This is a genomic window from Candidatus Zixiibacteriota bacterium, assembly GCA_018820315.1.
Classification (GTDB): domain Bacteria; phylum Zixibacteria; class MSB-5A5; order JAABVY01; family JAHJOQ01; genus JAHJOQ01.
On the sequence record JAHJOQ010000162.1, the window covers coordinates 1 to 20,173 of the forward strand.

Here is a 20,173-nt window from a genome sequence, read left to right on the forward strand (position 1 = left end):
ACCTGTTTTGAGCGTAGAGCAGGTAAGTCTCCGTTCGCTACGCTCACTCCGACTTACCTGCTCTTGAACCATTCCTTTATCAACCTTTTTCCATTCTTCCCCCAGATCAGAAGGGGGGTACCTTTTACGTTCCGAGTCCCAATCGCAACTCCACGCCAATCTTGACAACAACCATGCGAATAGGTATCTTACTTCGTTGTAGCGTGATCGAACTGTCACGATCAGCCAATGAACTGTGCTCGAAATGGAACGAATTCTGACTCGATTATGTTCTGGAAGAATCTGAGGCGCTTACTGGCAGCAAGACAGGAGAGACGTCTCAGTTGACTCTGATTAGTGACCTGCGTGTTTGGACGTGAAGAGGAGGCGAAGTTGGAAAAGATATACCTAGATCATAACAGCACCACTCCAACTGACTTAAGGGTCATCGACGCGATGCTGCCCTATATGCGTGATGACTGGGGCAACAGCTCGAGCCTGCATCTGTTTGGAAGGGCGGCTCGTGTTGGGCTCGAAGAATCTCGCGACAAGATAGCATTGTACCTGAAATGCCGTCCCGACGAGATCTACTTCACATCAGGCGGCACCGAATCTGACAATCTCGCCGTCAAGGGAATAGCGTATGCTATGCGCGAAAAAGGCAGACATATCATCACGTGCAAGATCGAGCATCAGGCAATCCTTGAAAGCTGCCAATTTCTTGAAACAGAAGGGTTTGATGTGACGTATCTCCCTGTCGATGAGTACGGGATTGTCAATGTCGACGAGCTCAAGAAGGCTATTCGCGATGACACTACGCTTGTTTCCATAATGTTTGTCAACAACGAAGTCGGAACCATTCAGCCGATCAATGACATTGCCGATATCTGTGACGAGCGGGGCGTTTATTTCCATACTGACGCCGTGCAGGCAGTCGGTAGGATTCCGGTCGATCTTTCCGCAACTAATGCAACGCTGATGTCGACTTCGGCTCACAAAATCTATGGTCCGAAGGGGGTAGGTGTATTGTTTATGCGGGCCGGCACAATGATCTCACCATGGCAGACTGGTGGACATCATGAAAGCGGTGTCCGATCCGGTACCGTCAATGTGCCGGGTATTGTGGGATATGCCAAAGCGTTGGAAATAGCTGTCAATGAGATGGACGAGATTCAGACTCGCGTGAGCACGCTCGCTGAGAGTTTTAGGATAAGGATACAGGAAGCGATTCCGGATGCACAATTCAACGGGCATCCGACTCAGAGAGTTAAGAGCACGATTAATTTCTGCTTCAGGGGGGCGGAGGGAGAAGCACTGATATTGAATCTCGATATGAAGGGAATTGGGGCATCGTCGGGGTCGGCATGCACGTCCGGCTCTACAGAGCCCTCACATGTCCTTCTGGCCATGGGAATTCCACCTGAAATTGCTCAGAGTTCGGTCCGGTTTTCGTTTGGAAGGGGCAATACATCAGATGATGTAGACTTCACTGTCATGGCTGTCAAGGAAGTTGTTCAGAGACTGAGGAGCATGTCACCGTTCTATGCTGAGTCAAAGAATTAACAAGGGGTAAGAGTACAACAATGTTGGCAAAAAAGACTGTGGCTGTCGCAATGTCTGGCGGGGTCGATTCTTCCCTCGCGGCGTTGCTATTAAAACAGCAGGGCTTTGCCGTGTTTGGTGTCACGATGAAGCTCTGGGAATTCGATGATGTTGGGGCAACGAAGCCGTCAGAACTCAAGTGCTGCTCGGTTGAGTTGATTAATACTGCACGATCTGTTTGTGACCAGTTTGACATTCCTCATCATACTCTCGATATGACCAGCTCTTTCAAGGAGTGCGTGATATCGAATTTCATTAAGGAATATCAGAGTGGACGCACTCCGAATCCGTGCGTTGTATGCAATACGAAGATAAAGTGGGACGTGCTAATCAAGAAAGTCACCGCTATGGGCGCCGACTATCTGGCAACCGGCCACTATGCAAGAATAGAGTACAACAGCAAGTTTCATCGACATGCCCTGCGCAAGGGACTGGATCAGAAGCGCGATCAGTCATACTTCTTGTGGGGATTGCAACAGGCTGACTTGAAGCGGACGATCTTCCCGCTGGGACAGATCACAAAACGGCGGACACGCGAATTAGCTAAGCAGTGTGGGCTTAGAAACTCCGACGCGCCGGAGTCGCGCGAGATCTGCTTCATCCATGATGACGATTATCGCAGATTCATGAAAGAGATCGCCGAGGGTCCGGATCAGCCGGGCGACTTCATAGATGAGAACGGCAAGATCGTTGGGCAGCATGACGGTGTTTCGATGTACACTGTGGGACAGCGCAAAGGGCTTGGCATAGCTCTAGGGTATCCTGCCTATGTCAGAGCGATTGATGTAAAGAACAACGTCATTCATCTTGGTCATGAGGAGGATCTCAAATCCAGGAAATTCCTCGTCGAGCAGCTGAACTGGATCACTATTCCGAAGCCTTCTGTTCCGATTGAGTGCATGGTCAAGATCAGATATGGTGCGAAGCCTGTACCTGGTGTGATCTCTCCTTTTGGAGAGGGCGTCTATGTCGTCGAACTCAAGGAGCCACTCAAGGCCATCACTCCGGGACAATCGGCTGTCTTCTACAGTCAGGACTTCGTTTACGCTGGTGGTATCATTTGCAGCACAAAGGATTAGCCTGAACACCACCTTCGTTTTTGGTTGACATCCAACAACAGGACATCATAATTCCCTGGTGTGAGGTTGCTTTAAAGCGTCTTCGCGCTGGAATTCTGGTTCATCGCAGCCACATCCCAAGGAGGAAGAGATGGCGAAGATAAAGTTTCTCGGTCATTCCTGTTTCACGATTGCCACGGGCAATACGAATCTTATCATAGATCCTTTCCTGACCGGCAATCCGATGGCAGGAGCGAAAGCTTCGGAAATCAAAGCTGACTACATACTTGTCACTCACGGTCACGGAGATCATTTCGGTGACACAATCGAGATCGCCAAGAACAACGATGCCACCGTTATTGGTCCCAATGAGATCGCGGTATTCTGCAAGGGCAAAGGCCTCAAGGCGCACAATATGCACATTGGCGGCGCATGGAATTTCCCGTTCGGGAAAGTGAAATTGACGATCGCTCACCACGGATTCTCATCCGGCGAAAGTGGTCTTGATATTGGCGGAAATCCGTGCGGCTTTGTGTTCACCGTAGAAGGTAAAAACATCTACCATGCGGGTGACACAGGTCTCTTCATGGACATGCAGATCATCGGTGAAGTGGGGCTTGATCTGGCGATGCTCCCAATTGGTGACAATTTCACTATGGGTATCGACGATGCAGTGAGGGCGGTTGATTTTCTTAAGCCGAAGAAAGTCGTCCCGATGCATTACAATACGTTCGACCTGGTGAAAGCTGATCCCCAGGAATTCAAATCGAAGGTCAAGGGTGCGGAGTGCGTCGTGATGGCAGTCGGTGACAGCATGGAAGTCTAGTCTCGACGATATTGCGCGAAAGTGTGTCTCATGTTCGGATCTTACGCGTTCCCACAAATGTAGATAGCAGTAAGATCGATTCATACGTTGGGTTCATGAAGTCTTGAGAGAGAAAAGAGGTTGTGATGGCTGGCAGGAAGGGTTTCAGAATATTGCTTTGGCTCGCTGCAATAGCAGTCGTGCTTGTTCTCGTCGTTTATGCCGCAGTCTTGATACTTCTCCCGCAAGATAAGATTGTCGAGCTGATCATTCCGAGGGTCGAAAAGGCGTTGAATCGCAAGGTAACTGTTGGAGACGTATCCTTCACGATCTGGAGCGGCATCGGTCTGCGATTGTCCGACCTCGAAGTGAAAAATCCGAAGGGTTTCGACAATCCTAACATGCTTATACTCGACCACCTTGATGTGAAAGTGAAATTCTTCCCGCTGTTCAAGAAACGCCTCGAAATTACCAGCATTGTTCTTGATGGCCTCAGAGTGAACCTGGCGCGAACTGCTACGGGTCTGACCAATTACAGCGATCTGGGAGGGGCACCCGAATATGGCGTTGAACGGATAGAGCCGGAACAGGCTGCGGCTGCGCTGCCGTTCAGCTTTGAGAATCTGGTGCTGTCCAATTCATCACTTGTCTACGTCGATGATTCGTCCGGGTACTCGATTGCGCTCGATGGAATCAAACTCAAGAGTACATTGCTAACAGAAAGTGACCGGAGCTCGATGAAATCGAGCGGTGAGATGAGTGTCGATGGTTTCACGTACACCGTTTCGGGGGAGGAGCATCCCTTGCCGTCGCTGAAACTGGAGCTGCGACATGATCTCACATACGCCCCTCAAGGCGACAGTATGACAGTCAATAGTCTCGATTTTGCGCTTAATGAACTCAAGGGCAAGCTGACAGGCTCAATTACCAGCATCTCAGCCGAGCCGATTCTCGATCTGAACATCCGAACAGAGGATTTGAGCTTGAACGATATCCTTGAGTCGATTCCGGTCGAAGCGTTTCCTCAAGTCGCCGATCTCGTAGGCTCAGGCAAGCTTCATATGGTCGGAGATTATCGCGGTCCGGCGAGACTGACTCGTATCGCTGAGATCGAGGGTAAGGTGTCTATGAACGGTATCGAGTTGGCGCATGAAAGTTTCAAAGGAAAGCTTAAGATCAAACTCGCCGAGCTCAACTTCACGCAGTCAAATCTGACATTTTTCACAGATGATGCCGAACTCTCTGGCGAACCATTCAAACTGAAAGCGATTGTGGACAACCTTCCCGATCCGAGCATCTCGGCGGAATTCAGCATGAATCTGAATCTCAGCGTATTCCAGCCATATATGGAGCCGGATGCTGATTTGTCCGGCAGAATGAAGATCGAAACTACCGCATACGGCAAGATGAATGAGACAGCATCCATGTCTCTGCTCGGATCGCTGGAAATCGAGAATCTGAAATACCGCTCCAAATCGATGGATTTCCCGGTTGATGACCTCGATGCTACCTTTGAATTTCTTGGTAAGGATGCGGTGGTGAAGAAGTTCGACGCCGATCTTGGTGAATCTGACATTTCCATCCAGGGGAAGATCAAGGGATTTACACCATACGTCTTCCTGCTCGGAGATGTAGAACGTAAACCGCACTTCACCGGTCGGGTGACGTCGCAGTATCTCGATATCGATGGTCTCTTTCCCGAGGAAGTGGAGAGTGTCGGTGAACCGAGCTCTGTAGCGACTGATACCTCCATGCTCTTCCTGCCTGATTTCGACGCCGACGGCACGTTTTCCATATCAGAAGGCATTTACTCTCTCGTTGCTTTTGAGGATGCCACCGGGAAGTATGATCTTACAGACTACGTGCTCTCAATTGACAGCGTGAATGCCAAGGTCTATGATGGTAAAGTAACGGGTTCGGCCATCATCGATATCGAGAACTTCGATAGGCCGGAATATCAGGCAGATTATTCCGCCAGAGGAATTGAGATAAACAGTTTCCTCTCCCGCTTCACGTCGTTCGAGAACCACTTATTCGGAGAGTTCGACATCGACGGGTCATTCTCCGGTGCCGGGGCTGAAGTCAAAGATCTGCTTCCCACGCTCAAACTCAGCGGCACCGGGAAGATGCGCGATGGGAAATTGCTGAATTTCGATCTGATCAGCAAGCTTGCCGAATCTGTCGGCGCCAAAGTCTCTAATGAAGAGAAGATACGCGATCTCATCGGTTCGTATAGGGTTGAGAACGGGCGAGTATTCCTGGATGATCTATTCCTGACATCATCCACGGGAGACTGGCGCCTGAGCGGCTCAGTAGGATTCGATGGTTCTCTTTCATATGCCGGAGACGTGAAACTCTCTGCAAAAGCATCAGAAAACCTCGATTTCCTGGGAGGTCTGAAGGCGCTATTCCAGAGCGATAAGGGTGATGTCGTGCTTCCTTTCAAACTGACAGGCTCATACGCAGCACCCGAAATTGCGCTTGATACTTCACCGCTCAAAGAAAATGTCGATAACAAGATCAAGAACGAGAAGAAGAACCTTCTCGACAAATTGTTCAAGAAGTAGGGCCTGACGAAACATCGACTGACTTATGTTTAGAGCTCTCCTGGAGGATATCCGCGCGATTTATCGCAACGATCCGGCAGCACGAAATGTTGAAGTGTTCTGCTATGCCGGGTTGCACGCCATTTGGTGTCACAGATTCACGCATCTGTTGTGGAAGCTCGGAATCCCGCTTCTGCCCAGAATGATATCGCAGCTCAACCGCTTTTTCACCGGTATCGAAATACATCCCGGGGCAACAATCGGACACGGACTATTTATCGATCACGGGATGGGAATTGTGATCGGTGAGACAACCGAGATTGGCGATAACTGTGTTCTTTTTCATGCTGTCACTCTTGGTGGCACCGGTAAGCACAAGGCGAAGCGGCACCCGACAATCGGTAACAATGTCCTTATTGGGACAGGCGCCACTATTCTGGGTCCCGTGACGGTCGGCAACAACGTCGATATCGGCGCCAACACATTCATCGTGATGCATGATGTGCCGGACAACTGCACCGTCGTCGGCTCACCCGGCAAGATTGTCAAACTTAATGATCAGCGGGTAGATATCAAACTTCCGAGAACCGATGACTCTCGCTACCTCTAACTTGCCATCCGATTCCAATTCCGTATATTAGTGACATGACTTTTCGGCTATATTTTGCAGCCGCAGTTTTAGTGGTGATAGCTGGCTCTGATTCGCTTCTTGCCAGAAAGACTGCGGACGTAGACTCCAGGAGTTTTACGATTACAGCTTCTGATGCGCTTGTGGCTGCCGAGACTCGGGATGTGCTGGTGAGAGCTGTCAGTGATGCTGAAGAGATTCTTGGCGATACTGTCGCACCGCGAATCTCGGTCCATATCGTCGACACGCGGCAGGAATTCAACCAGATGATCCGCGGAGGAATGCCGGATTGGGGTGTCGGATGTGCTATACCATCCCGGAACCTCATCGTTGTGCTGTCTTCACGATCTTCCGAGTATGAGCAGTCGTTCGCAGAGATACTCAGACATGAATGGGGGCATATCGCCCTGAGGCACAAAATAGGCAGCGCGTATCTTCCTCGTTTTCTCGATGAAGGATTCGCGATGGACTTTGCCGGTCAATGGAACACCGGACTTGCGGTCACTTTAGCCAAAGCTCAGCTCATGGGGACTCTTTTTCGTCTGAGGAGCATCGACAGAGTGAACTTCTTCAACTCGTCTGAGGCGCAGATCGCGTATGCGCAATCGTATCAGGCCATGAAATATATCCGCTCAGCATACGACAATTCGTCATTCCTGATTCTGCTGGATCAGTTGAAGAGAGGCATCTCACTCGATCCGGCCATGTACAGTGCAATTGGCGCCGATTTTGACACTTTTGAAAGCGAATACACAAAGTATCTCGAGCAGCATTACAGCTGGCTCTTAATCTTTTCTGATATGACATTTGTGTGGATAGGTCTCGCGCTTCTGATCGTAGTTGGTTTTCTTCTCAAGAAGAGACGTGGCCGCGATACGATCAAGCGCTGGGAAGAAGAGGAAAAATACGAGAGCACCGATTTCGATTATGAAGAAGGTGACCCATGGGATTGAGCACCTGATTGCTCGTGTCCTGGTCGCATTTGCGAATACTCTGTCGGAACATGGCGCTCTAAGTCTCGGGGCATCCCTGGGTGCGATTGCTCGGTTGTTGATGCCGAGTCGCGTCGCAATCCTGCGGGAGAATCTCCGACTCTGCCGGATCTCATTCGATGATCCGGAACGGCAGCGCCTTTTTGTCATTCGAGTATTCCAGCACATTGGCGTAACCATTCTGGAGATTCTCAGACAGAACTCTTACCGCCGAAATGATTTCGACAGAAAGATATCATTTGATGATCTCGAGCAGTTCAACATCGCTGCTCGAACAGGTAAGGCTGTCTTGCTGCTATCGGGTCATTTCGGGAACTGGGAACTGCTCGGCGCATATGCACGGCGACTTGGATATCCTGTTGACCTGCTGGTCAAACGTCAGAGCGATGAGCGTGCCGATGACCTGATGAACTCATTGAGGCAGAAACAGGGAGTAGGTGTCATCTATACTGATACAGGCATGAGAGCGCTTGTTGACGCTGTGAGGAAGCGCAGGTTTGTCGCCATACTCGCGGATCAATATGGTGGAGCCGAATCGGAGACAGTCAGCTTCTTCGGTCTGGACACATTGGTGCCATCGGGACCAGCCGTTCTGATCGAAAGATACAGTCTGCCGTTTATGTTCGGCACAATGCGCAGGGCAAAGAACGGCCTCCATTATCTGAGCGCACAGACTATCACCAACTGGCAGGGACGGGGGCGTTTGGAGATTCTGCAGGCATACTCAAGCATGCTGGAGGATGCGATAAGGCGCTCGCCGGAGATGTGGCTCTGGACTCACAGGAAGTTCAAGAATCTGAGCAACTACAAGGGTGGCGCTAAATGATAGATCCATCAGCCATCCACAGTGTAATAGTCAGGCTGCCGAATTGGATAGGTGATGCCGTTATGGCTATCCCGGCAGTAAACTGCATCAAGCAGCACCTGCCTCATGCAGAAGTAACGTGCCTTGGAAAGAAGGCGGTCAACCAGCTATACAAATATAACCACAATGTCGACCAGCTGCTGGAATTCAAATTGCCGGAGGGGAAGAACCGCCTCAGCGCTCTTAAGTCGTTTTCTCAAAACCTGCGCAAGCATTCATTCGATCTGGGATTGATTCTGCCTGATTCGTTTTCGTCGGCCCTTGTGTTCAGGCTTGGGGACGTGCGTCGACGAGTCGGTTATCGTTCGGAGCTCCGCTCATTCATGCTGACAGATTCAATTCGACTTCCCGCCGATTTAGTCCACAGAAGCGAGAAATATATCGGTCTGGTGATGCAGGCGTTCGGGATTGAAAACTGCTGCAAAGATATCGCAGTGGATGTTTCTGACAGAGAGAGGCAGGCGGCCGATAGATTCCTGACTGTTGTTGGCAGGTTTGTTGTCATTTGTCCGACGTCACGAGCTCCGTCACGACGTTGGGGTGAAGAGAAATATTGCGAGTTGATTGCTCGTGTGCACAATGACTTACGCTTATCTGTCGTGCTCGCCGGCTCCGGCGATGAATCGGAACTGATAGAGCAGATTGGCAACAAAGCGGGCGTCCCATATCTTAATCTCGCGCAAGAGGACGATCTGTTGCTGTCTGTTGAAGTTATGAGACGAGCTGAGGCTTTTGTCGGCAATGATTCAGGGGCAGCTCATCTCGCTGCCTCAGCCGGAGCGAGAGTGGTGAGCATTTCAGGTGCCGACGATCCGCGCGAGACGCGTCCGCTTGCCAGAGTCGGCACGATAGTAAATAAACAGATCCACTGCAGCCCATGTGTCAAGAACATCTGCCCGAGAGACGACCATGTCAACGAGTGCATGGATGTCATCGCGGTCGGTGAGGTGGTGGAAGTTGTCAGAGAAATCATGGCAATTGAGAAGTAAGAAGAAGATATCGGTTGTCGGCTGCATCAACCGTGACACGGTGATTCGCCCGGGCAGCCCAACCCTCCATGGCTACGGCGGAATTCTCTACAATGTGTTCGGTCTTTCGGCACTCCTTGGATCAGGTGTCGAAATAGTCCCGATGTGCAATCTGGGCAGGGATGCGGCCGCGCCGGTGCTCAGCCTGACGTCAGCATATACAAACATCTTGACCGATCAGATTCGCGTCGTTGCGACCCGAAATAATCATTGCACGATGAAGTATCGTAGAAGTGGTGAGAGGAGCGAGACATTCGCTGGATTCGTGCCTTCTATTTCTTACGGTCAGCTCGAAAGCGCACTCGACAGCGATATCGCATTGGTGAATTTCATCTCCGGGCGGGACGTTACTCTCAAGACTCTCAAGAGATTCCGCGAGCTATTCACAGAGATGATATATCTCGATTTTCATACGTTGTCGCTTGGATTGAGAGAAGGCGGCAGCCGCTTTTTGCGCCGACCGGAAAAATGGCGCGAGTATATCGAGTGCTGCGACTTTCTACAGATGAATGCACGCGAATTCTCCCTGCTGTCCGGCAAGCAGCCGGTTGAATCGGATATTGTCGGGTTTTATGATTCTCACGTGCGATTGACTGGCAAAGCGCTGCTCGTGACTCTCGGCAAGGAGGGCGCTGCCATGGTCGATGTCCGGAGAGGCCGCGCAAGAGTCAGTTTCACCAGACCATCATCACTGCCTACTGTCATAGATACCACAGGCGCAGGCGATCTGTTCGCTGCAGGATTCTGCGCGGGTTTGGTATCGGGAGAATCCCTTGAGGCATGTCTGAAATTGGCTGTGAAGAGTGGAACGCAAGGGTGCACGATCATCCACCCACAGGACTTCGCAGGCCGATAGTGATGTAGCAGTCTGTGATCTTCGTGCGGTCTATTTGTTCAGATAATCTTCGATAATTCTGCGGGCTTTCTCGACCGCTTTCCCACGATGAGACATGCTGTTCTTAACTTCGGCAGGCATCTCAGCGAATGTTTTGCCGAGATGTGGAATCTCGAAAACCGGATCGTAGCCGAAACCCTGTTTGCCCCGTATCTCGGTCGTGATTCGGCCATTGACGCGCCCTTCTGCAAATCGCAAGTCGTTTTTTCCAAAGCATAGAGCAATCACGCACCTGAACCGCGCTGAGCGCTTTTCATCCGGGATACCTTCGAGGGCGGAAAGCAGCTTCCGGTTGTTGTCCGCAAATGTGCAACCCGGACCGGCATAACGTGCCGAGTTGACTCCCGGTTCACCGCCTATTGCATCGACTTCAAGCCCTGAATCATCCGCAAGTGATGGCAGTCCTGTGAAATCGAAGATGGCGGCAGCTTTGAGTGCGGCGTTCTCTTCGAGAGTGGCGCCTGTCTCTTCAACATCTGGAAAATCGGGATATGCATCCTTTGTGACGATTTCTACCTTGAGCCTGGAGAGTATCTCGGTTATCTCTCTAATTTTGTGGATGTTGTTGGTAGCGAGGACGAGTTTCATAGCGTCAGTATTTCGTGATGTCGATTCTAATTACATTTGTGATCTGATCACCAAGAAAGTGTCTTGCCACCTGATTGAATCGATCGGGCAGGTCGGAAACGTAGAACTTGTGCAAGACGTCTGTGGTCTTCTCGCGTAGAAGGTCACGTGTCATCAAGTGCTTATACACCACCTGTGCAGTCTCCTCCGCCGAATCAATCAGCGCAACTTTATCCCCGAGCACCTCGCGTATCACGTTCTTCAGTAGTGGATAGTGCGTGCATCCCAGAACGAGAGTATCGATCCCGTTGGTGCGGAACGGCGCAAGGTAGTCCTCCGCTATCAGTTTGGAAGCGGGCTTGTCCAAATAACCCTCTTCGACAAGGTGGACAAACAACGGACATGCGAGAGAGAATACTTTGATCTTTGGATCGAGTTTTCCGATCTCCCTTGAGTAAACATCGGATGATATCGTACCGGTGGTGCCGATCACGCCGATCTTGCCGTTGCGGGTCGATTTTAGCGCTGATCTGGCGCCCGGTTTTATAACGCCAAGCATCTCTATGTCGTACTCACTCTCGATTGTTGGAAGCGCCAGGGCGGAAGCCGTGTTGCACGCGACGACGATGATCTTGACACCCTGCTCGATCAGGAAATTCGCGTCCTGACGAGAAAACTCGGTGACTATGTCCTTTGACCTCGGCCCATAGGGAGTTCTGCCTGTATCTCCGAAGTATATCACATCCTCATTGGGAAGAAGGCGAAACACTTCCCTGGCAACGGTCAGACCGCCAAGTCCGGAATCGAAAATGCCGATTGGCTGAGAGCTAAGGGTCTCCATCATCGTCTCTTTCTAATCTCTTGCATTGTGCTTGTCAATGAATTTCTTGACACCATAGTATATCGCATCAGCCGCTTTCTGCTGAAATGACTCTTTCTTGAGCAGAGCCTCGTCTCGCTTGTTCGACAGATATGCAAGCTCGATAAGGACAGAGGGCAGGTAGACCTTGTTCAAAAGAAAGAAACCTGCCTGATCAACTCCTCTCGACTTGATCTTCAAGCGATCCTCCAGTTCGTTTTGAATATCGGACGCGAGCTCTTTCGATTCCTCCTGATACTCAGTTTGCATAAAGTCAATCATCACAAAGTCGAGGCTATCCGCAGAGGCACCGCTCGTCCGTTCAAGTAGTATTGATCTGTTTTCCAGCATTGCTGTCCTGCGCGCGTCGTCATCGATAGCAGGAGCGAGGAAGAAAGTCAGTGATCCTGAATTCTTGGCGTTATCGTCGGAGAAGTCTGTATGAATCGATAGAAAAAGATCGCCATAGGTGTTCGCGAGATCGGCTCGCTGTTGCAGGGTCAAGGTAGTATCCACATAACGGGTTAGCATTGCCGAAGTAGTACCGTCCTCATCGAACAGCTCTTTAAGCTTCATGGCAACGGAAAGCGTGACGTCTTTCTCTCTGCAGCCCTGCGATCCTACCGCTCCAGTTTCGTCGCCTCCGTGGCCGGCATCGATGACAATAGTGCTGATGTACCCCGATCTATCGTGCGGCACATCAATGCCCTCAAGAACCGTCGGATCGAAAGTCGTATCCACTATTGCTATCTGGATTCGCGGCGGGTTTGTGGTGAAGCTGTGATGGAAGCTCGATATCGTGCGGTAGAACTTGATCGCCAATTGGGATGACTGTTCGAACTGAAAAGCTTCTACTTTCTTGATGGCTTTGGGCCGTGGATGAGTCCGGAAATGGCGTTCATCCAGTTTCCCTCCGAATATATTGACATTAATCCATTTTTGCTCGCTGACATACGCTTCATATGGCAACTTTTCCCTGGTGACTATTTCAATCAGATAGCCGTTCATCTTTGGTTCGAAATTGACATCAACAATGTTGTACTGGCTCTCTTCCGCCCAGATCGTTTTCTCAACTTCATCCCAGAAAAGAGATTTGGATACAAGATTGTCAAGCGCTTCAACAAATGTAATTGCCGGAACGTAGATATCGCCGTGTCTGTATAGCGCAGGATATGTGATGTTGAGCAGTTGATTGTCGAAGCGAACGTAGTTCGAGAACATCGGTACGACAAGATCACTTTCCCCTGACGTGAGTTGAGCTTCGAAGAACCAAGGGTCCCAATTGAGTTTGCACTCTGAAGCTCTTGCGAGATCCATCAACGACAGATAGGTCAATTCCCCTTCGCTGATTTGCCGGATCGGGTATTCAGAACCCTTGTATTTGTAGACTGCTTGTCCAAATATCGAAGGGCATACGGCTAAGGTGAGAAAGAGTGTGATGATTAATCTGGTGAAGGCTGACATATCTTTGTGTTCTTGTCAGTTTTACGCTGTGCTACCTGTCGCGTTCCCGCATTGCCTGGCGCATTTTGCGGTCCGCGTCTTTCTTCTTGATCGATTCGCGCTTGTCGTAGAGTTTCTTTCCGCGGGCGACCGCCAGTTCGAGCTTGCAAACTTTCCCCTTGAAATAAATACTGATAGGGACAATCGTCAGACCTTTCTCAGCGGTCTGCGCTTTCATCCTTCTGATTTCTTTCTTGTGAAGGAGAAGCCGACGGTCTCGTACCGGATCAGGTTCGAAGTCTGTAGCAAGAGGGTATGGATTGATTCTCATGCCGACGATCCATGCCTCGTTCTCCCGGATCTCAGCATATGCCTCCTGAAGTGAGACTTTGCTGTCTCTTATTGACTTAACTTCGGCACCGATAAGCTCGATCCCTGCCTCATACTTATCCAGTATGTGATATTCGTGAAACGCTTTGCGGTTCTTCGAAATTACCCTGATTCTTGCTTCGCCTTCAGCCATGCAGCCAATTAATGGTCAAACACCTGCGTCTGCAAGTTAAAGTTGTGACGCGACCTGCCGGGTTTTTTGTCTTGCCACATGCCGTAAAATGGGCAATATTGACGCCGCCGGGCCTCCAGCGGTTGGTAAGCAGAGAGGTTGCGGCGATAGCAAGGAGCTTCGCTTTGATTTCTAATCTGATTACAAAGATATTCGGTAGCAAGCACGGCAGGGACCTCAAGAAAATGGGTCCGATTGTTGAGGAGATAAACCGCATTTTTGAGACTCTGGAGGATAAGCCTCAGGAGTATTTCATAGAAAGAACGGCTGAATTTCGCAAGGTGGCTGTTGAGGTCGTTGACGAAGCCAAGGCCCATCTTATAGACACAAATCTCGATCGGAAAGAGAGAAACAAGGAGATCCGCAGGCGGGTCGATGAGTATCTCGACAGCATCCTCCCAGAAGCTTTCGCTATGGTGAAAGAAGTCTGCCGCCGTCTGGTGGGACAGCGATGGGAGACCGCGGGAACAGCAGTCGAATGGAATATGGTGCCATTCGATGTGCAGCTGATCGGCGGCATAGTGCTTCACCAGGGCAAGATCGCCGAGATGGCTACCGGCGAGGGCAAGACTCTTGTTGCGACCTTGCCTCTGTATCTGAACGGACTCGCCGGTCGGGGAGCCCATCTTGTCACGGTCAACGATTATCTCGCAATGCGTGACCGGGAGTGGATGGGACCAATCTTCGAGTACTGCGGCCTGACTGTCGGTTGCCTTCAGAACGGAATGAGCCACGATGAGCGGAGGCAGCAGTATGCACGTGACATAACATATGGCACCAACAATGAATTCGGCTTTGACTACCTTCGCGATAATATGGTTTGGTCAAAAGAACAGCGCGTCCATCGCGAGTTCATCTATGCGATTGTTGACGAGGTCGACAGCGTCCTTATAGATGAAGCGAGAACGCCGCTGATCATATCGGGGCCGGTTGAATCGACTATCGGCGAGGCATTCAGAGATATGCGGCCTCCGGTGGATCGCATGGTCAAGAAACAAACCATTCTTGCCAATCAAATGCTTGCAAATGGCGAGAAGGCGCTCAATAACGAAAACTACAACGATGCTGCTTTCGAATTCCTGACAACGCGGCGTGGAAGTCCTAAGAACAAGAAGCTGCAGAAGCTTGTCAAGGAGCAGGGCGTCGCGAAGATGATTCAGGATATCGAGCTGTCGATATTGCGCGAGAAGAAGAACCTTAATGAAGTTGATGAGAGGCTCTACTTTGCGATCGACGAACGCGACCACTCAGTCCATTTGACCGAAATGGGGCTGAACGAGCTCTCTCCCGTCGACAAACAGCTCTTCGAGATTCCCGATCTCACGGACGGTCTCCATGATATCGACGCTGACGAAGCTCTTACCGCTGAGGAGCGGGTTGTTGCGAAAGAGAAGCTATATAAGCAGCACACGGAGCGTTCACAGAAGTATCACGCGATATCTCAACTTCTGAAGGCGTACTCGCTCTTTGAGAAAGATGTCGAGTACGTTGTTCAGGAAGGCAAAATAATTATTGTCGATGAATTTACCGGCAGGATGATGCCGGGGCGGAGATTCTCCGACGGTCTCCATCAGGCTATCGAGGCGAAGGAACTGGTTACCATCGAAGGGGAGACGCAGACCGTCGCGACTATTACGTTGCAGAATTACTTCAGAATGTACGAAAAACTCGCCGGCATGACCGGAACCGCTGAGACTGAAGCGGCTGAATTCTGGAATATCTACAAGCTTGACGTGGTTGTGATTCCCACAAACCAACCGATTAGAAGGCTCGATTTCGAAGATGTGATTTACCGTACAAAGCGCGACAAATACAAATCCATAATAGAAGAAATCAGCCATGAGCAAGATCGCGGGCGGCCGGTTCTTGTCGGTACTATTTCTGTCGAAGTGTCCGAAACACTTTCGCGACTCCTCAAGGCGAAGGGAATCAAGCACGAGGTGCTCAATGCGAAGCAGCATCAGCGAGAGGCAGAGATTGTCCAATTTGCAGGTCGATCGGGCGCTGTTACTCTTGCGACGAACATGGCTGGACGTGGAACCGATATCAAGCTTGGGCAGGGCGTGCTGCGACATAATAACTGCGCGCTCGTTGAGGCTCCGGAGTCCGGTGAAGTATGCCCTCACAAGAAAGAGCTGAACTGCACCGAGGACATTCCCTGCGGCCTTCACATCATCGGTACTGAGAGGCACGATTCAAGACGCATCGATCGCCAGCTGAGGGGAAGGTCGGGTCGTCAGGGCGATCCGGGATCATCCAGATTCTACCTGTCACTTGAAGATGATCTGATGCGCCTGTTCGGTTCCGATCGAATCGCTTCGATCATGGATCGAGTCGGTGTGAAAGAGGGAGAGGTCATTACGCATGGCATGGTTACAAAGGCTATCGAGCGTGCACAGAAGCGAGTTGAATCCGAGAATTTTGCCATTAGAAAACGAACACTCGATTACGACGACGTGATGAATAGCCAGCGCGAGGTAATTTATGGACGGCGCCTCGATATTCTGGAGAATGTCGATATCTATGAACAGGTCGAAGAGAAGATCAGAGAAATCATCGACAATATGGTCGCGGAGCACACTTCCTCCGGCGATTATCCAGAGAACTGGGATCTCATAGGGCTGCGTGGTCAGGTCGAGAAGATATTCCTGATTCAGATTGATGTCTCGCCGGAAGCTGTCGAGGAACTCACCCGGGAGAAGCTTGCTGATGTCATTACTGATCTGGCGCTGAAGATCTACCGCCAGAAGGAGGAGGTTCTCACTCCGGAGAGAATGCGAGGCCTCGAACGATACGCGTTCCTTAGGGCTTTAGATGATCGATGGCGCGATCACCTATATGAGATGGATCAACTTCGTACAGGTATCTCCCTGCGTGCGTACGGTCAGCGGGACCCGCTCGTCGAGTATAAAAAAGAGGGGTACCGGATGTTCATGGAACTGATCGACCAGATAGATAAGGAGGCCGTGCGGCTCTGCTACTGGGCGCAACCGGCAGAAGAGAAGAGCACCAGGGAGCGACGTCAGCAGGCATCTGCAAGGCAGCGCACAGTCCACCAGTCTATTGCCGGACTCGGTCTTCAGGGTTCAGCTCAGCAGGAAGCGTCTGACGCCGGCAAGAAGCAACCCTTCAAACGTTCCGAGAAGAAGGTTGGCCGGAATGACCCCTGCCCATGTGGCTCCGGTAAGAAGTACAAGAAATGCCACGGAGCCGGCGCCTGATCGGCGGTGAACCAATCTCCGCCGCAGGTTCGAGGTGAAACTTCTCCAATCCAGAATCGTTTTCAATACGGAGTACCCGTACAGAAGTGTAATGAGAATTCGGAGGAATTGATGACAAGAATACTCAGATGGTCTGCCCTGCTTCTGCTATTGCTGACGCTTCCGATTACCGCTTCAAGTGCCGGGCAGGAGACCCGGCTGGATGTGACGAAGCATGTTCTCAAGAACGGTATGACACTGCTGCTCGTCGAAAGGCACACGGCACCGGTGTTCTATTCCTACACTTACTTCAAAGTCGGCTCGGCGAACGAAGTGGGAGGTATTATCGGTGCGGCTCACCTGCTCGAGCACATGATGTTCAAGGGCACGAGAGACATAGGAACATCTGACTGGCAGCGAGAATCGACACTCATGAATCTCGAGGACGATCTGTATCAACGTCTCTATCAGGCTGAGGGCGAGACAGAGAATCTGCAGTTTCAAAATGACATCCTCGGACTGGACATTGAGGACAACTCTGCCGCCATCGCAGCCATAAGAGACTCTATAGCTGAGGTTCAGAGGCAGATTGCCGAAGTTGTTGTGCAGAATGAGCTCGAAGAGGTCTACTCAACAAACGGAGCATACGGCTTCAATGCCGGCACAGGCTATGACATGACGAGCTATGTCGTTGCATTTCCCAAGAACCGGCTTGAACTGTTGATGATGATTGAATCGGAAAGACTGAAGAACCCGGTGTTTCGCGAATTCTATACTGAACGCAACGTTGTAATCGAAGAACGGCGTCTTAAGGTCGACACCCAGGGACCGGCTAAGCTCTTTGAACAACTCATCGCGACAGCATTCGTTGCTCATCCATATCAGATATTCTGGGAATGGGAATCTGAGGTCGCTAATCTGACTCGTGCTGAGATTGCCGACTACTTCAAGCGATACTACTCACCCGGCAGAACGGTGATGGCGATTGTGGGAGACATAGATGTTGAGCAGACAATCGCGATGGCTGATAAGTATTTCGATGATATACCCGCACAGGCTCCCCCGAACAGGATAGAGACGGTTGAGCCCCCACAGATCGGTGAAAAGCGAGTGATTGTCAAATTCGATGCTGAGCCGGAGTTAAACATAGCGTACCATAAGACATCCTACGCCGAACCCGATGACGTCGTTTTCCGAATCATTGAACGCTTGCTGTCGAGTGGCAGAACCTCTCGTTTCTATAAGAACCTTGTTGAAGGCAAGAGACTCGCGCTCTACGCCGAAACATCTCAATTTCCGGGTGGAGCCGCAGGATCGCTCGATCCGAACCTATTGATTGTGGACGCAGCTCCCAAGGCTCCGGCGACCTGCGCCGATCTCGAAACTGCGATTTATGAAGAAATCGACAAGCTCAAGACTGTACCAGTCGATTCGCTTGAACTGGAAAAGATAAAGAATAACCTTGTAGCGGAATTTGTCTGGGGAATGTACAGCGGCTTCGGTCTCGCGGACAAGCTTGCTGAATTTGAGGCCACAGCAGGCGATTGGCGATATGTCAATACTCTGCAGGAGAAGATGGCCGCTGTGACTGCAGAAGACATCATGCGCGTTGCGAAGAAATATTTCACAGAAGACAACCGCACCGTCGCGATACTTGAACCTGTCAGGGAGGAGGCAAGTCATGAATAAGCTGGCAGCATTTCTGGTGATCGTGCTGGTGCTTTTCGGCGCGTTCATGCCTCTGTTTGCTCAGGACTATAAGAGCGTGAAAATATCGGAGCTGGAGTTCAAGGTGCCCGATGTAGATCGTTTTGAGCTCGAGAACGGATTAATAGTATATTTCTATGAAGATCACACGCTGCCGGTTGTAGCGCTCGACGCAGTGTTCAGGCTTGGCGAGATATATGTTCCATTCGAGAAGGCCGGTCTCGCGAAACTCTGTGGCGAACTCCTGAGAACCGGCGGAACCGGCTCGACTGCACCCGATGATTTCGATCAGATGCTTGATTTTGTTGGCGCCTCGCTGAGATCTTCGGCAGAGACGGAATCCGGCTCTGTGAACCTCCGGACGCTGAAGAAGGATGTTGAACTCGGTCTGAGATTGATGGCTGAAATGCTGAAGGATCCACGGTTCGATTCAGAGAAATTCGATATTGCTGTAGAGAACACGCTCGAAGAAATCCGGCGCGAGAATGATAGCCCGAATCTGATCACACGAAGAGAATTCTACAAACTGCTCTTCCCCGATCATCCGTACGGAAGATCGATGACGGAGGAAACGGTTTCCGCCATTACCAGAGATGATCTCGTGGAGTTCCATCGTAAATTCTATCACCCGAACAATTGTATCATCGCTCTTTCCGGGGACATGACAAAACAGGAAGCCGAGCAACTCATCAAGAAGTATCTCGGTGACTGGAAGAAATCTGATTCGGCGCTTCCGGAGTTTCCGGGAATCAAAAAGCCTGTCCCGGGGACATATTATGTCTTCAAAGACCTCAACCAGACCTACTTCAGGATCGGTCATCCCGGTATCAGCCGCACAAACCCTGACCGGTACGCTGTGCAGGTGATGAATTTCATTCTTGGCGGAGGCGGGTTCATTTCACGAATGTCGAATACGATTCGCGTACAGGAAGGACTTGCCTACTCTGTAGGGTCGAATTTCTATCAGATGGATCATTCCGGATCGTTCTATGCAGCTTGTCAGACAAAAGCCGAAACTACCTCACGGGCAATTGAGCTGATGATAGCTGAGATCGAGAAGCTGATCGCCGGCGGGGTAACTGAGAAGGAACTTGAGACCGCAAAGAACTCAATACTCAACTCCGACATATTCAGTTATTCGACACCTCAGCAGATCGTATCGCAGCAGGCATCGCTGGAGTTCTACGGCTTTCCGCCGGATGAATTGACAAAGAGAATCGAGGAGATCAAGGCTGTGACAGCTGACGATGTGAGGGCAGCTGCTGCAAAGTACCTCCATCCGAAAGCTCTGATTGTCATTGTCGTCGGAAACGAAGCGCTTTTCGACAAGCCGTTGTCAACGTTCGGCCTGGTGACAAATGTGAAGATCGAGTGACAGGCATTCTGTGAGCAGATGTGGAAATCTGCCGCACACTAAGGAGCACAACTCTTGTGTGC

Annotated in this window: 16 protein-coding genes; 12 read left to right on the plus strand and 4 right to left on the minus strand. The window is 50.7% G+C overall.

What is annotated here, in order from left to right; all coding sequences use genetic code 11:
* Positions 1-372: 372 nt before the first annotated feature.
* From KKH67_15725 to KKH67_15765, 9 genes are all read left to right on the plus strand, one after another.
* Positions 373-1,542: a cysteine desulfurase gene (locus KKH67_15725; protein MBU1320625.1), complete on the plus strand. Its 1,170-nt coding sequence runs from the start codon at positions 373-375 to the stop codon at positions 1,540-1,542.
* A gap of 20 nt (positions 1,543-1,562) precedes the next feature.
* Complete coding sequence (gene mnmA, locus KKH67_15730; protein ID MBU1320626.1) at positions 1,563-2,660, plus strand: tRNA 2-thiouridine(34) synthase MnmA; 1,098 nt, start codon at positions 1,563-1,565, stop codon at positions 2,658-2,660.
* Positions 2,661-2,790: 130 nt separating this feature from the next.
* The gene (locus tag KKH67_15735; GenBank protein ID MBU1320627.1) at positions 2,791-3,465 is read left to right on the plus strand and encodes a metal-dependent hydrolase; all 675 of its coding nucleotides are present in this window, start codon (positions 2,791-2,793) and stop codon (positions 3,463-3,465) included.
* 125 nt (positions 3,466-3,590) lie between these two features.
* On the plus strand, positions 3,591-6,011 hold the full coding sequence (locus KKH67_15740; protein ID MBU1320628.1) for an AsmA family protein: 2,421 nt from the start codon (positions 3,591-3,593) through the stop codon (positions 6,009-6,011).
* Between the two features lie 25 nt (positions 6,012-6,036).
* Complete coding sequence (cysE, locus tag KKH67_15745; protein ID MBU1320629.1) at positions 6,037-6,600, plus strand: serine O-acetyltransferase; 564 nt, start codon at positions 6,037-6,039, stop codon at positions 6,598-6,600.
* Between the two features lie 35 nt (positions 6,601-6,635).
* Entirely contained in the window at positions 6,636-7,571 is a 936-nt protein-coding gene (locus tag KKH67_15750; GenBank protein ID MBU1320630.1) for a hypothetical protein, read from the plus strand.
* Positions 7,546-8,436, plus strand: a complete 891-nt coding sequence (locus tag KKH67_15755) for a lysophospholipid acyltransferase family protein (protein ID MBU1320631.1) — start codon at positions 7,546-7,548, stop codon at positions 8,434-8,436. The genes KKH67_15750 and KKH67_15755 overlap by 26 nt, the downstream gene beginning before the upstream one ends.
* The gene (gene waaF, locus KKH67_15760) at positions 8,433-9,464 is read left to right on the plus strand and encodes a lipopolysaccharide heptosyltransferase II (GenBank protein MBU1320632.1); all 1,032 of its coding nucleotides are present in this window, start codon (positions 8,433-8,435) and stop codon (positions 9,462-9,464) included. Before KKH67_15755 ends, waaF begins: the two co-directional genes overlap by 4 nt.
* Positions 9,433-10,359 carry a carbohydrate kinase family protein gene (locus KKH67_15765; protein MBU1320633.1) on the plus strand — a complete coding sequence of 309 codons (927 nt, stop codon included), beginning with the start codon at positions 9,433-9,435 and terminating at the stop codon, positions 10,357-10,359. Before waaF ends, KKH67_15765 begins: the two co-directional genes overlap by 32 nt.
* A 30-nt stretch (positions 10,360-10,389) precedes the next feature.
* Here the strand turns inward: KKH67_15765 and KKH67_15770 are convergent, their stop codons facing one another.
* From KKH67_15770 to smpB, 4 genes are read right to left on the minus strand one after another with little or no spacing between them, the layout of a single operon-like run.
* Positions 10,390-10,986, minus strand: coding sequence for an XTP/dITP diphosphatase (locus KKH67_15770; GenBank protein MBU1320634.1), 597 nt, complete (start codon positions 10,984-10,986; stop codon positions 10,390-10,392).
* A gap of 4 nt (positions 10,987-10,990) precedes the next feature.
* Positions 10,991-11,806, minus strand: coding sequence for a glutamate racemase (gene murI / locus KKH67_15775; GenBank protein ID MBU1320635.1), 816 nt, complete (start codon positions 11,804-11,806; stop codon positions 10,991-10,993).
* A gap of 12 nt (positions 11,807-11,818) precedes the next feature.
* Positions 11,819-13,288: an N-acetylmuramoyl-L-alanine amidase gene (locus KKH67_15780; protein ID MBU1320636.1), complete on the minus strand. Its 1,470-nt coding sequence runs from the start codon at positions 13,286-13,288 to the stop codon at positions 11,819-11,821.
* A 31-nt stretch (positions 13,289-13,319) separates the two neighbouring features.
* Entirely contained in the window at positions 13,320-13,790 is a 471-nt protein-coding gene (gene smpB, locus KKH67_15785) for an SsrA-binding protein SmpB (protein MBU1320637.1), read from the minus strand.
* Positions 13,791-13,801: 11 nt separating this feature from the next.
* Here smpB and secA point away from each other — a divergent pair, with 11 nt between their 5' ends.
* From secA to KKH67_15800, 3 genes are all read left to right on the plus strand, one after another.
* Positions 13,802-17,050 (plus strand): preprotein translocase subunit SecA, encoded by a 3,249-nt coding sequence (gene secA, locus KKH67_15790; protein ID MBU1320638.1) that lies wholly within the window; start codon positions 13,802-13,804, stop codon positions 17,048-17,050.
* Positions 17,051-17,161: 111 nt separating this feature from the next.
* Positions 17,162-18,718 carry an insulinase family protein gene (locus KKH67_15795; protein MBU1320639.1) on the plus strand — a complete coding sequence of 519 codons (1,557 nt, stop codon included), beginning with the start codon at positions 17,162-17,164 and terminating at the stop codon, positions 18,716-18,718.
* Positions 18,711-20,111: an insulinase family protein gene (locus KKH67_15800; GenBank protein ID MBU1320640.1), complete on the plus strand. Its 1,401-nt coding sequence runs from the start codon at positions 18,711-18,713 to the stop codon at positions 20,109-20,111. The genes KKH67_15795 and KKH67_15800 overlap by 8 nt, the downstream gene beginning before the upstream one ends.
* The last annotated feature ends 62 nt before the right edge of the window (positions 20,112-20,173 follow it).